Annotated in this window: 11 protein-coding genes; 7 read left to right on the forward strand and 4 right to left on the reverse strand. The window is 50.1% G+C overall.

From position 1 onward, the window contains the following. The first annotated feature begins 58 nt into the window (after window positions 1–58). The 7 genes from AB1757_27945 to AB1757_27975 all read left to right on the forward strand — a co-directional run bounded on the left by AB1757_27945 (window position 59) and on the right by AB1757_27975 (window position 8,747). Window positions 59–1,261 carry an FtsQ-type POTRA domain-containing protein gene (locus AB1757_27945; GenBank protein MEW6130895.1) on the forward strand — a complete coding sequence of 401 codons (1,203 nt, stop codon included), beginning with the start codon at window positions 59–61 and terminating at the stop codon, window positions 1,259–1,261. 13 nt (window positions 1,262–1,274) lie between these two features. Next, on the forward strand, window positions 1,275–2,519 hold the full coding sequence (ftsA, locus tag AB1757_27950) for a cell division protein FtsA (GenBank protein MEW6130896.1): 1,245 nt from the start codon (window positions 1,275–1,277) through the stop codon (window positions 2,517–2,519). Between the two features lie 366 nt (window positions 2,520–2,885). Further along, complete coding sequence (gene ftsZ / locus AB1757_27955; GenBank protein MEW6130897.1) at window positions 2,886–4,013, forward strand: cell division protein FtsZ; 1,128 nt, start codon at window positions 2,886–2,888, stop codon at window positions 4,011–4,013. Window positions 4,014–4,275: 262 nt separating this feature from the next. After that, window positions 4,276–5,958, forward strand: coding sequence for a glycosyltransferase family 39 protein (locus AB1757_27960; GenBank protein MEW6130898.1), 1,683 nt, complete (start codon window positions 4,276–4,278; stop codon window positions 5,956–5,958). A gap of 87 nt (window positions 5,959–6,045) precedes the next feature. Beyond that, window positions 6,046–6,909, forward strand: coding sequence for a ChbG/HpnK family deacetylase (locus AB1757_27965; protein MEW6130899.1), 864 nt, complete (start codon window positions 6,046–6,048; stop codon window positions 6,907–6,909). Between the two features lie 65 nt (window positions 6,910–6,974). Continuing rightward, entirely contained in the window at window positions 6,975–7,973 is a 999-nt protein-coding gene (locus tag AB1757_27970; GenBank protein MEW6130900.1) for a glycosyltransferase family 2 protein, read from the forward strand. A gap of 45 nt (window positions 7,974–8,018) precedes the next feature. Further along, window positions 8,019–8,747 carry a class I SAM-dependent methyltransferase gene (locus AB1757_27975; GenBank protein MEW6130901.1) on the forward strand — a complete coding sequence of 243 codons (729 nt, stop codon included), beginning with the start codon at window positions 8,019–8,021 and terminating at the stop codon, window positions 8,745–8,747. A 20-nt stretch (window positions 8,748–8,767) separates the two neighbouring features. On the opposite strand, the gene AB1757_27980 is transcribed toward AB1757_27975, so the two are convergent. The 4 genes from AB1757_27980 to AB1757_27995 all read right to left on the reverse strand — a co-directional run bounded on the left by AB1757_27980 (window position 8,768) and on the right by AB1757_27995 (window position 13,268). Continuing rightward, a complete protein-coding gene (locus AB1757_27980) occupies window positions 8,768–9,688 on the reverse strand; it encodes a carbon-nitrogen hydrolase family protein (GenBank protein MEW6130902.1) in 921 nt (306 codons plus the stop codon). Between the two features lie 216 nt (window positions 9,689–9,904). Further along, window positions 9,905–12,280 carry a UvrD-helicase domain-containing protein gene (locus tag AB1757_27985; protein MEW6130903.1) on the reverse strand — a complete coding sequence of 792 codons (2,376 nt, stop codon included), beginning with the start codon at window positions 12,278–12,280 and terminating at the stop codon, window positions 9,905–9,907. A 77-nt stretch (window positions 12,281–12,357) separates the two neighbouring features. Beyond that, window positions 12,358–12,915: an isochorismatase family protein gene (locus AB1757_27990; protein MEW6130904.1), complete on the reverse strand. Its 558-nt coding sequence runs from the start codon at window positions 12,913–12,915 to the stop codon at window positions 12,358–12,360. Between the two features lie 14 nt (window positions 12,916–12,929). Then, a complete protein-coding gene (locus tag AB1757_27995; GenBank protein ID MEW6130905.1) occupies window positions 12,930–13,268 on the reverse strand; it encodes a hypothetical protein in 339 nt (112 codons plus the stop codon). Window positions 13,269–13,328: the final 60 nt, after the last annotated feature.

A 13,328-nucleotide genomic window follows, 5' to 3' on the forward strand; every position in this document is an offset into this window, starting at 1 on the left:
GTACTCTAATCTGAATCCTGAACCCCGAATCCTGAATCCTCAAGACAGAGGTTTCATCTTGGCATTATCTCAATCCCGGACGCGCGCACAAGTTATTGCGCCGCGTACTACGCAAAAAAAATCAAAACCGACTGCAAAAGGTTTCCAGATTGATGTTGACTATCTCTTTGACCTCATCAAAACCTATGCGAAACCGATTGCCGTAATTTTTGCCTTTATCCTTTTATTTATCGCTTACAAACTTTTCACCGCTTCCCGACTATTTGAGGTCAAACAAATCGAAGTCGCCGAAGCCAGCCCCGCCGTGCGTTCCGATATTGAAATAATGGTGCGGCGTTTGATTGGCAAATCGCGTTTGATGGATGTTGACCTCAACACCATCCGGCAAAAAATTCTCACCCTGCAACGAGTGCGCGAAGCCTGGGTAGCGCGCGTCTTGCCGGATAAAATTCAGATTAACGTAAATGAACGCCAACCCGCGGTATTGGCGCGACGCGATTCCGGTAACCTGGTCTGGTTTGATATTGAGGGTCTGGAACTCGGCGAATTTTTTGACGCCAAAGCTGCCGCGTCAACCAAAGAGGCAGATATTCATAAAGCGCCGCCCACGGTCATTGGACTCAATGAAGGCGGCAATTTATCGCCTATCGCGCTTGCCGAAAATCGCGAACGGATTGCCGTCTATAAAGAAATTGAAAAAGCCCTGAGCGCCAAAAATTCATTGTGGGAATTGATTAATGAAGTGGATTTGCAAAACCCCAATTATGTAAAGGTCAATTTGGTCACCTCGACCATCTTGCCCGCTTCGCCGGTTAATTTTCCCGTTAAAGTCATACTAGGCAATGATGATTTCCGTAACCGCTTTGAAACCGCTTTGCAAATTTTGCAAGCCATCAAAGATCAGGATACTCAGGTTCTCAGCCGTTCCCGCGTACAGGACGCGGAACGGCTCATTGAAAACGCCGATAAAATCAGTTCGATTGATGCGTCCAAGCCCGGACGTACGGTGTTCAGTTTTTCCTCGCCAATCATCGCGAAAGAGAAAGATGCAGGAACATCCAAACAAGTAGCGAATGTTCAGGACAATCCTGAACCGGCAGTTCAGAAGAAAGCCGAAGCTAAAACGCCAAAAAAACCCGAATCCGCGAAACCAGTTAAAGCTCAAACAGCGAAAGCTTCTGCGAAACCTTTGAAGACCGCCGTAACGGCTGCAAATCGCCCGACTCAAGCCACCAAGCAAGCCCCCGGCAAAAAGAAATAACCGGAGGATTACAATGACAAAAGGGCAAAGACATATTTCAGCGTTAGACATCGGCACAACCGAAGTGCGTCTGGTCATCGGTGAAGTAAACGATAATGATGAACTGGAAGTCACAGGGATTGGGCGCGCGCCTTCGCGTGGGGTTCGCAAAGGCGTCGTCGTCAATATTGAGGCGACGGCTGATGCCATCAAACATGCAGTCGAAGAAGCCGAAGCCATGTCCGGCGTAATGGTCGAACGTACTTATGCCAACATCGGCGGCGCGCAGTTACGCGGTGTCAATTCTCGCGGACTCATTGCCATCAGTCGCCGCAATCGCGAAATCGAAGAAGACGATGTTTATCGGGTCATCGAACAGGCAAAAGCCATCAGCGTACCGACCGACCGGGAAATCATTGATGTCTTACCCCAAGAGTTTATCGTTGACGGGCAAGACGGCATCGGCAATCCCGTCGGTTTTCTCGGTATGCGTCTGGAGGCGGCAGTTCATGTGGTCACCTCACCGATTACCGCCAGACAAAATGTCATCACCGCCATCAATCGCGCCGGTATGGAAGTGGTTGACACCACCATCAACCATGTCGCCTGCACGGAAGCCACCTTAACCAATGATGAAAAAGAGTACGGCGCGGCGGTTTTGGACATTGGCGCGGATATTACCAATTTGACCATCATCTATCGCGATGCTGTGCGCCACACTGCGGTCTTTGAAATGGGCGGCAATCATTTAACTAATGATATTGCCGTGGGACTCCGCACGCCTGTGCCGGAGGCAGAAAAAATCAAACGCAGTGAAGGATGCGCCTTTGCGCTGCTGATGCCGGAGCACGAACGCGGGCGCATGGTTGAGGTTCCGTCGGTGGGTGGCAGACCGCCGCGTATGTTGAGCCGGCAAATTCTATGTGAGATTTTGCAGCCACGCGCTGAAGAGATTTTCGGACTGGCGGCAGATGAAATCAAACGCGCGGGGTTCGAGCAACAGGTGTTATCGAGCGTAGTGATAACCGGCGGCGGCGCGTTAATGGATGGCACGGTCGAAATGGCTGAACAGATTTTAGACCTTCCGGCGCGTCACGGCATTCCGCATATTATCGGTGGCTTGACGAGCGACCTGGACAGTCCGGCGTATGCGACGGCGATTGGCACGCTGGTTTATGGGTTTCACAAACAGGTCAACCAAAAAGGGCTGCATTCGCTTAAAGAAAGTATTCCGCGACGCGGCAATTTCTGGAGTAACCTGTTTGGACGATTCAAGTAAAAAATTTTTATTGAATCGCCGAAATTTGTCAGAAAAAAAGTTGTGACGGTAAAACGTCTGTGATACTATGCCGAGTGCTTTAAGCGGTTGTGGCTACAAGATATTGTATTAGAATAAGAGTGCCCTTCTCACAAGCGTTGCGCGTGAGCCCCCGATTCCCTAACGGACGCTTCAAGTTCAGTACCTATTATTTGAGGCGCGATGAAACGCGCTTTCGTCCCAAATTAAATATCATGAAGGTGTAATAAAAATTCATGCAGGAAACAATCAAGCGGGTAGTTCATACCATAGAAATTTTGAAATTCTCTTTCCCCTTAAGAGAATCCCTTCAACCAATCGTTGATTTATTAATTGCAGGAGGCACCCATGACAGGAGCAGACGATAAGAAAGAGACCAAAACGATCCTGTTTGATGAAATGGACCAGCCTGCCAACGGAGCCAAGATAAAAGTTATAGGCGTAGGCGGTGGCGGGGGTAATGCAGTTAACCGAATGATCGAAGCCGGCATCGAAGGAGTGGAATTCCTGGTTGCCAATACGGATCTTCAAGCACTGAAAAGTTCCAAGGCTTCCATCAAAATTCAAATCGGTGAAAAACTCACCAGAGGATTGGGCGCCGGTGGCGACCCCGAAGTCGGGCGCAAATCTGCCCTCGAAGATACCGAAAAAATCATCGAGGTGCTCGAAGGCTCAGACATGGTTTTCATCACCGCAGGTCTTGGCGGCGGCACCGGAACCGGAGCCGCACCGATTTTAGCGAGTCTCGCCAGCGAACTGGGCGCTTTGACCGTCGCCGTGGTGACCAAACCTTTCCGCTTTGAAGGGCGTCGGCGTCAGCGTCAAGCCGAACAGGGACTTAATGAATTACGCGATTGCGTGGATACGGTCATTACTATTCCCAATGACCGGTTGCTTGGCGCGGTCTCGAAAAATACTCCCTTTCTCGAAGCCTTCAAACTCGCAGACGACGTCTTGCGTCAAGGTGTACAGGGCATCTCGGACATCATTACCGTGCCGGGGTTGATTAACGTCGATTTTGCCGACGTTAAAACCACCATGTCCGGCATGGGCATCGCGCTGATGGGCACAGGAGTTTCAGGCGGCGATAACCGCGCCACCGAAGCCATGCGCAATGCGATTTCGAGTCCCTTGCTTGAAGAGGCGTCCATCGAAGGCGCGAAGAGTGTGCTGGTTAATATTTCGGGCGGTCCCGATATGACCTTGTTTGAAATTTACGAGGCGATGGACATCATTCACGAAGCTGCACACGAAGATGCCAATATTATTGTCGGCGCGGTGGTGAATGAGCGGATGACGGATGAAATCAAAATCACAGTTATCGCTACGGGTTTTGACAAAGCCGCGACCTCAACGGTTCCCGTATCGCCGCATACCGGGCCGCTTGGCAGTGGACCGGGTTCGAGTTATTCCGGCAGCAAAGCCCATCAGGATGATCCGAACATCCCTGCGTTCATTCGCAAAAAAGCCGATTAGTTGATGAACTTTGATAAATAAATTGCTCGCTTTGGGGTAAGCCAACAGACGAACCGCGTTGTTTAAACGGGCAGAAAATTGTCGTTCGATTTATTTATCAAAATTCATCAGTTTTTCCATCCTCCGAAAATCTCAGCCGTTGCTAGAGTAAGCAGCGGCTTTTGTTTTATTATAAGAGGGCAGATGTCGCACAGGAGAAGAAGGCCGAAACGCGTGTAAGGGCTGAATCATCCCACGAAGGTAGAGGCATAGATAAATCAGGATGCAAACCGTAGAACGTCTGGAAGTAAGTTGTGCCGAGTTGCAACACCCCACCGAGGAAATCCGCACAGGGCTTTTTCAAAAGCTTGAAAGTAAGAAAATTTTACTGGCAATCTTCATTACCCTTCTCGCCTTTGGCTTGCGGGTTTATAAACTGGACGCCGCCGGACTCAGCGAAGATGAAACCAATAAAGTTTTCGCCATGCGCGCTTATGAACGCGGCGATTTCACAGTCAATACCGAGCATCCGATGCTCATGAAATTGCTCTGTCTGGCTTCGACCCGAACCGCTTCCCTGTGGAATCAAACGGCGGGCAAGCAACTGGGACTGACGATTTCCGAAGAAAGCGCATTGCGCTTTCCCAATGTCCTGTTCGGGGCGCTCACCGTGATTCCGATTCTCCTGCTGGCTACTGCGCTTTTAGGGTTTGAAACCGGCATCATCGCTTCCCTGTTCTGGGCTTTCGGGGTCAATGCCATCTGGTTTAATCGCATCACCAAAGAAGACACCCTCTTCGTCTTTTTTATGCTCCTCGGATTCTATTTTTACCATCAAGCCAAAGAACGACTCTCATCAGATATTGCCGGACAGGAAAAGTTCTATGCGCTTGCGGGAGCGGCTTTCGGCATGATGGTCGGCTCGAAATATTTTCCGCATTACATCGGACTCAATGCCTTGTTTTATACGCTAGTCGGTTACAACCGTTGTAATAACCGCCCACTCACCGGGCGCATGTGGGGGAAATATTTCGCCAGCCTGGTGCTCACCTTTGCGGCTTTCAACTGGGCGATTTTCTCGCCGCAAACCTGGCGTTATATCCGCGCTTATACGAGTGAAGATTTGCTCACTCATCATGGCTATGCCTTAATGGACAAACTGTTCAGCAATGATATGGCAGACATGCCGTTGGGCAATCCCTGGTATTTTTATCTTCTTTATCTTGCGGTCAAAGTGCCGCTGCCGATTCTCGTGGCTTTTGTCATTGGACTCATCGAAATTTTCCGGCATCGCGGTGATGCCCGTGTCGCGCGCGGTTATCTGTTTTTGCGCATGATGTTGATTTTCTGGTTTATTCCGATGTCGGTTATCGGCTCAAAATTCCTGCGCTATTCCTTAACCTTGATGCCGATTATTTATATGGTCGCCGCTGTCGGCGTGATGACCATCTGGCGATTATTGCATCGCTATTTCAAACCCTTGCAGCCACCGGCAACCTATTTTGCGGCTGGCGCATTAGCATTGATATTCATCCTTACGCCGGCATTTTTAACCATCAATTATGCCCTGCCCTATCCGGGGCTTTACACCAACCGGCTCGGCAAAAACCATATCGGCTACTTCTTTCCACATGATGAATTCTATGACCTCGGGGCGCGCGAAAGCATTCGCTACCTGGCGGAACACGCGCCTCCTAACGCCACTATCGCCAGCGAAATTCCCGGCGTGGTGGCTTATTACCTTGAGCGATTCAACCGTCGTGACCTGCGCTCAAAAATCATGTCGCAACCGCAATTTGATTTAACCACTGGCAAAATTGATTACGTCATTTTGCAAAAAGGTCGCATCTACTTTGAAAATCAAACCAACTTTCATTTCGTTGAAACCCACTTTCCGTTGGCACAGGCAAGCCGTTACCAAGGCGTAGCCGCTACAGAGGTCTATCAAATCTCACCTTCCGATTGAGGTTGAACAGAGGAACGGCTGGACGTATGTTTATTTCAACCTCCGGCGACTGATAGTTACCTGATTGACTGTCTCTATCAACCCATCATGAAACGCTTAATCGTCAATGCAGATGATTTCGGATTTACCCGCGGCACCAACGCAGGCATCGTGCGCGCATTTAAGAATGGCATCCTCACCAGCACAACCTTGATGGCAAATGGCGCGGCATTCCAGGAGGCAGTCGATTTGGCGCAAGCGCACCCAATGCTTGGTGTCGGTTGTCATCTTACAGCGGTTGGCGGTAAAGCGGTTTCATCGGAGTCGGCTTCTTTAGCCGATACCGAAGGGAACTTGCCGCGAACGCTTACCGACCTGGTTATTAAACTCGCCCGCAGGCAAGTCAACCCACTCGACATTGAACGTGAATTTGCAGCGCAAGTCGAACGCCTGGTTTCAACAGGTATTCGCCCCACCCATCTCGACACCCACAAACACACAGCCATGCACCCAACAGTCAGTGAAGCGATGGCGCGGGTCGCCACTGAATTTGGCATTCGCATCGTGCGTTTCCCTTTTGAAAATCCTCGGGTCTCTGTGAAAACGGCATTGACCCGAAACCGACGTAAACTGGTTTTCAAGCAGGGCGCGCTGTCCTTGATGACGCGCCCTGCGGCGCGGCAATTCAAAAACGTGTTGCGAAGATTTAATTTACAAACCCCAGACTATTTTTGCGGCGTAACCTTAACAGGACTGCTCGATAGTGAAGCACTTTGCCAGATTATCAATTCACTGAATGAAGGCGTCACCGAACTCATGTGTCATCCGGCAATTTATGATGCGGAACTGGAAGTCGCCCACACCCGACTCAAACGTGAGCGTCAGCAGGAGTTTGAAGCCTTGACCGATGCAACAGTCAAACATTGTCTTGAAGCGAATCGGATTGAATTGCTTCATTATGGGCAAATTTAGTGGCAGGTTTTGTAAACCAGAAACCTTTATTGTGCGCTTAGGCGTAGTAGAAGTGAGAAAATCATATGTTTCAAAAAGACAATCATTTCATCCAATATTCTATCGTCATCCCTTTTCATAACGAACAAGAGAGTGTGCCGGAATTGTATAAACGACTTGATGAAGTCATGAGCGGTTACCGGGAACCGACGGAATTCATCTTCATCGATGACCATAGCGCCGACAAAACCTTGAACCTGCTTAAAGAAATTGCCGCACAGGATGAGCGGGTCGTGGTCATCAGTTTGAAACGCAATTATGGACAGACCGGCGCGCTTGCCGCCGGGTTTGATTACGCGGCGGGCGAAATCATTATTGCAATGGACGGCGACCTGCAACATGACCCGTATGAAATCCCCAGGATGCTTGAGGTGTTCGAGGAAAGCGGTTGCGATATTGTCAGCGGTTGGCGCAAACGTCGCGTCGATAATTTTCTGCTGAGGCGGATGCCCTCGCGCGCGGCAAATTGGTTGATAGCGAAACTGTCGGGCGTCGATATTCATGATTTCGGCACCACGTTTAAGGTCTATCGCAAAGACACCATCAAACAGATAAAACTCTATGGTGAGTTGCACCGCTTTATTCCGGCGCTGGCTTCGTGGAATGGCGCGACGATTACCGAAGTGCCGATCAAAAATATCGAACGCCCGGATGGCAAATCGCATTACGGGATTTCGCGCACCATTCGCGTGTTGTTCGATCTGTTGACGGTTCGCTTTTTGCTGAAATACATTACCTGCCCGATGCATTTTTTCGGACCTCTTGGGCTAGTGAGTATCGTTAGCGGAAGCCTTGTCCTGCTGGTGATGGTGGCGAAAAAAATTCTCTGGGGCACAGACCTTTTTGAAGTCCACGGGCCACTGATGTTGCTTGGTTGCGTGTTGTTGCTTGTCGGTTTGCAACTCATCTGTGCAGGACTGATTGGCGAACTGGTGGCGCGCACCTATTTTGAATCGCAGGGCAAACCGATTTATTCGATTGCCCGCATCATCACCGGCAAAGACGCCCTGCAACGCAAATCTTAACCGTAAAACGAAAAAACCAAGCAAGCATAGGATAGACATAAAACGATGGTTCAAGCATATAAAGAAGACCTCGCCTACATTCATCACACGGGTTTCGCAGGTTTCATCAACGAAGCAACGCCGGGGCTTTTTAAAATTCTGGGTGATAAAAATATCACCGGCGGATTGATCATTGATTTAGGTTGCGGCAGCGGCATCTTTGCGAAAGCCTTAACCGATGCGGGCTATGAGGCGCTCGGCATTGATATTTCAGCGGCAATGATAGCGTTGGCAAAACGCACCGCGCCGCGCGCAACTTTCAAAAAAGCGTCGTTACTCAAAACCAAATTGCCGCCTTGTGCTGCTGTAACCTGCGTCAGCGAAGGCTTGAATTATCTGTTCGATGAACACGGAAAAGCTGAACGCCTGAATCTCTTCAAACGCATTTATGAAGCCTTAGCGCCGGGCGGGGTGTTCGTTTTTGATGTGCTCGGACCCGGCAGTTTAACCGGCGCGAATCCGCAGCGCACTTACACGGAAGGCAAAGGCTGGATGGTGTGTGTAGAAAAAGAGGAAGACAGCGAAGCCAATCAATTGACCCGTCGCATCACGACGTTTCGCAAAGTCGGGAACCACTGGCGACGCAGCGATGAAACTCATCGCATTCACTTATTCGCCCCTGGCGACCTCGCCGACGAACTCCGTCAAGCGGGCTTTCAAGTCAAAATCATTCGCGCCTATGGAGAGCTGAAATTCAGAAAAGGATTGAATGGGTTTATCGCCAGGAAGAAGTAACAGACCTGGGCAGACCATCATCACGATTTGATCTTCACTTCAAAAATATCCGGGCGCGAATAATGTCCGGTCACATCAAGTGTGAGGTTTTCTTCGGTGATGCGCGAGAGGTCGAGTTCGGCTGTAAGAATCGCCTCCTCATCAAAAATCGGACCCGCAAGGATTGAACCATCAGGGGCGATAATCACGCTGCCGCCGTTCAGTACCATTGCACTCGGATTCTGTTTGAGCGCGTCAATGGGTTCAAGTTCCTCGGGCAATTCGCTCGCCCGCATCACCGCGCCTGTGGCAATCACAAAACATCTGCCCTCGAAAGCGTATTGACGGCTGGCAATCAGGTTCATCTCTTTCACCTGGGGCCAGGCGGCGATGTGTATGTCTTCGCTCGATTCGTGCATGACCTGACGCGCCAGCGGCATCCAGTGTTCCCAACAAATCAATCCGCCAAGGCGTCCCGAAGCCGTGTCCACCGCGCGCAAACTTTTACCGTCGCCTTTGCCCCACACCAATCGCTCTGTATAGGTCGGCATGATTTTGCGATGGGCGTTTAATAATTCGCCATCCGCGCCAAAGGTCAGCATGGTGTTAAAGAGCGTGCCGCGCGCCGCGCCTACCGCTACACGTTCATTGACTGTGATGTTAATGACGACCTGGTGTTCACGCGCCGCACTGGCGATTGCCTCAGTGACCGGACTTGGAATCGTCACACTATTTTCGGCAAGCCGCGCAAAAACTTTTTTGACCGGCGCAAAGTCCCAGAGCGCAACATCACGGCAGCAATCGAGCCATGCCGGGTAGCCGGGCAACCAGGTTTCAGGAAAAGCAATCAGTTTTGCGCCTTGTGCGGCGGCTTCTTCGATGAGGCGCAAAGCTTTTTCAAGTGAAGCCTGTAAATCAAGATAAACATTAGCGGCTTGAATGGCGGCGACTTTAACTTTCATAAAAATACCAGTTCATTGTGCTTTTTAATCGCGGATCAGGCAGACGATTTCGCGGTCAGAGACCGCTCACTCAACCAAGGATTTTTGTTTACTTTTCATTCGCGGTCAGAGACCGCTCACGCAACAACCGTAGCGGTCAGAGTTTTTAATTTTAAAGCGACCTGCCAGCTTGAGGTTTCCGCGCACTCGACAACCATCAATGATGGGTGATTATTTTCAGGCTTTTTCCAGCCCGGCAAATTTAGCGACGAATTTTTTCTGCCCGTAACCGGGAAAACTCACAGTCAATTTCGCTTCATCGCCGCTGCCTTCGACGCGCAAAATCATGCCATAGCCATATTTCGCATGTTTGACACGCATACCGTTTTGCCAACCGGAACTTTTTTTAACCGGAGCCTTGCCGGTTCCCGGCTCCCGGTTCCCGGTTCCCTCTTTTCGTCCGGCTTCGTCAATGCGGCGTTTGAAAAATTGGTTGACGCTATCGACCGAGTTATAAGTTTTGCCGGAAAAGTTTGAACTCTTTTTCACAGGCGGCGGAGTTTCACCGCGCAAGGCAGCCGCCGCTTGACGATTGTGCTGCACCTCATCACGAGAAGCGAATTTCATCCACGACGGCACTAATGACACATCCTGTAATAATTCCAGCGGCAACTCATTTAAAAACCGTGACGGTTCGGCGGCAATCTCTTCGCCCCAGGTGCGCCGCTTCATGGCGTGGGTGATATACAGGTGTTGTTGCGCCCGCGTGATGGCGACATACATCAATCGTCGTTCTTCTTCCAAATCATCTTCGCTACTGACTGAACGCGAATGCGGAAAGAGATTTTCTTCAAGTCCGACAATGAACACCACGGGAAACTCCAAACCTTTTGCCGCGTGCATACTCATTAAGGTGACTTTCGCATCGGCTTTGTACTGGTCGGTATCGGCTACGAGCGCCGCGTGGTCTATGAAATCCGTAAGCGTCTCTTGTTGATTTTCCGCTTCAACCGCAGCCGTCACCAATTCTTCGATATTGAACAAACGCCCGGTGGCTTCTTCGGAATTCTCTTCTTGTAAAGCACGAACATAGCTGGTATCCAAAGTCGCGGCTTTGACGATTTCCGAAAGCGGCTCGTTATTGTTGACGCGGTCACGCAATCCGTTAATCACCGCGCGAAAGCCTTCAAGCGCGAGCATGGCTCGGGCGTTCACTTTTTTCTCTTGAATGGCAATCGGAATCGCTTCCCACCACGAAAGCTCCATATCTTTTTTTATCGCGTGAATCGCATCAAGCGTCGCTTTGCCGATGCCGCGCGCCGGTGAATTGATGATGCGCTCCAATGCCACATCATCATTGGGATTCATCGCCAGTTTCAAATAGGCGATGATGTCTTTGACTTCGGCGCGTTCATAAAATGAAAAACCGCCGACGATGTTATAAGCGATGCCGCGACGGCGGCAGGCTTCTTCAAAAAGGCGCGATTGCGCGTTGGTGCGATAGAGCACGGCGCAGCGCGTGTGCGGGTCGCGTCTGATGTGTTCTTGAATTTTTTCAGCGACAAACGAAGCTTCGCCGTCGCCATCATAAGATTGATAGTAACGAATGCGCTCGCCTTCACCGAGATGCGGCGAAGCATAAAGGGTTTTCGGCAAACGTTGTTTATTGCGTTCGATGATTTGATTGGCAGCCGACAGAATAGTTTGGGTTGAACGATAATTCTGTTCGAGTTTGATGAGTTTGGCTTTTGCAAAATCGTTTTGAAAGTTCAAAGCGATTTTATAGTCTGCCGACCTGAAGGCGTAAATCGATTGATCAATGTCTCCCACGACACACAGACTGCGCCCTTTCCAGAATTCATCCGAATCAATTTTCGTGTGGTCAAGCCGCGATGAGCCGATGGCAAGCAAACGGATAAGTTCATATTGAATGGCGTTGGTGTCTTGAAATTCATCGACGCAAATGTGGCGGAATTTCTGATGATAATAATCACGCGCTTCCGGCACGCGCTTCAACAGTTCGACGGTTTTAATTAACAAATCATCGAAATCCATCGCATTCGATTGTGCCAGTCGTTGTTCATAATGTTTATAAACTTGCGCAATTTGATCGGTTCTCTCCGACGCATACTCGGCTTGACTGGCAAACGAACCCGGCGATTGCCCGCGATTTTTTGCGCTGCTGATCACCGACATGGTCAACCGCGCGGGCAAAGCCTTATCGTCAATGCCAATCTCTTTCATGATGGTGCGGGCGACCCGCGCCTGATCATCCGCGTCATAAATCGTGAAGTTGCGAGTGTATCCCGCATTCATCTTTTCAACATCGCGCCTGAGCAGCCGCACACACAAGGAATGAAAAGTTGAAAGCAAGGGGGACGCGCTACGCCGCCCCGCGCCGAGCATTCTTTCGACGCGCTCTTTCATTTCCGACGCGGCTTTGTTGGTAAAGGTCACGGCGAGAATATTTTCAGGACGCGCGCCCTGTTCGATGAGATGCACGATGCGATAAGTAATGACGCGGGTTTTACCGGAACCGGCTCCGGCTAGAATGAGCATTGGTCCTTCGATGGCTTCGACGGCTTCGCGTTGTTGTTGATTCAAATTGTCCATGAGAATTCAGGATTCAGGATTGAGGATTCAGGGCGGGATGGCAGCTTAACTGAATCCTCAATCCTGAATCCGCAATCCTATTTGATTAAGCTTTGAATGGCTTTGAAATGTGGAGAATCGGCGGTGCGTAGCATTTCAAAAAGCGACATTTCCAAATTCGATAAAACCGCGCCCGCCTGCGTCAACCGATGGAGCGCGACCTCTTTGCTTTCGCGTTTGCGCGAGGTGATGCAATCGACCAACAGGTGAACTTCGATATCCTGCGTGAGCAAATCCAAGACGGTTTGGGTGACACAGATATGCGCTTCAATGCCGCAGACCAGCGCCTGTTTGATGTTGCGCGAAATCAATTGCTGGCGGAAATCATCAACCCCGCAACTGCTGAAACAAATCTTTTCGATGGTGGTGGCGTCCTGTGCGAGATGCGGTTGAATTTCCCCTGCGGTGTGTTTCAATCCTTTCGGATATTGCTCGGTGACGATGACCGGAACTTCCAGGAGGCGCGCGCCTTGAACGGCTTTGCTGATACGTAGGGCAACCTCGCCGAAATCCTGTATGACTGAACGAAACGCCTCCTGCATATCAATAACGATGAGCGCGGCGTGTTCGCGTGAAAGACGAGAGATATGGTTCATAAAATTTGTGCGGGTTATTGAGAATTCCCGTTTATTGGATTGCGTTTCATTAAAATATCAATGACCGCATGCAAACGTTTATCTGTGTGTTCCTGACTTTCAGTCAATTTTTTCTGCGCTTCAATCAGTTCGGTATATTTCTCAGCCAGTGTGCCGGCGATTGCCGTCAAGCCCATGACCGAATTCGTCAACTGATCAAGCTGTTTCTGCTGTTGCTCAAACTGTTTATGCTGTTGCCCCTGCAATTCAGCCTGTTGATGTTGTTTCGCCTCCAGTTCTTTCAATCCGGCGTAAAATTGTCCCTGCTGTTCCAGAACAAACTGAATGGCTTTTTCCAGTTCTTCGCTTGTCATAATGTAATCGTTATAAATCCCGTTGTCAGCAACTGTCAACTGACCAGACGGACAACCACG

The organism is Acidobacteriota bacterium (genome assembly GCA_040754075.1).
GTDB lineage: Bacteria > Acidobacteriota > Blastocatellia > UBA7656 > UBA7656 > JBFMDH01.

What these genes read in the sequence shown, in the direction of transcription:
- ftsA (MEW6130896.1), top strand. Translation starts at nt 1,275, where the DNA reads ATGACAAAAGGGCAAAGACATATTTCAGCGTTAGACATCGGCACAACC.
- AB1757_27960 (MEW6130898.1), top strand. Translation starts at nt 4,276, where the DNA reads ATGCAAACCGTAGAACGTCTGGAAGTAAGTTGTGCCGAGTTGCAACAC.
- AB1757_27985 (MEW6130903.1), bottom strand. Translation starts at nt 12,280, where the DNA reads ATGGACAATTTGAATCAACAACAACGCGAAGCCGTCGAAGCCATCGAA.
- AB1757_27980 (MEW6130902.1), bottom strand. Translation starts at nt 9,688, where the DNA reads ATGAAAGTTAAAGTCGCCGCCATTCAAGCCGCTAATGTTTATCTTGAT.
- AB1757_27995 (MEW6130905.1), bottom strand. Translation starts at nt 13,268, where the DNA reads ATGACAAGCGAAGAACTGGAAAAAGCCATTCAGTTTGTTCTGGAACAG.
- AB1757_27965 (MEW6130899.1), top strand. Translation starts at nt 6,046, where the DNA reads ATGAAACGCTTAATCGTCAATGCAGATGATTTCGGATTTACCCGCGGC.
- ftsZ (MEW6130897.1), top strand. Translation starts at nt 2,886, where the DNA reads ATGACAGGAGCAGACGATAAGAAAGAGACCAAAACGATCCTGTTTGAT.
- AB1757_27975 (MEW6130901.1), top strand. Translation starts at nt 8,019, where the DNA reads ATGGTTCAAGCATATAAAGAAGACCTCGCCTACATTCATCACACGGGT.
- AB1757_27990 (MEW6130904.1), bottom strand. Translation starts at nt 12,915, where the DNA reads ATGAACCATATCTCTCGTCTTTCACGCGAACACGCCGCGCTCATCGTT.
- AB1757_27970 (MEW6130900.1), top strand. Translation starts at nt 6,975, where the DNA reads ATGTTTCAAAAAGACAATCATTTCATCCAATATTCTATCGTCATCCCT.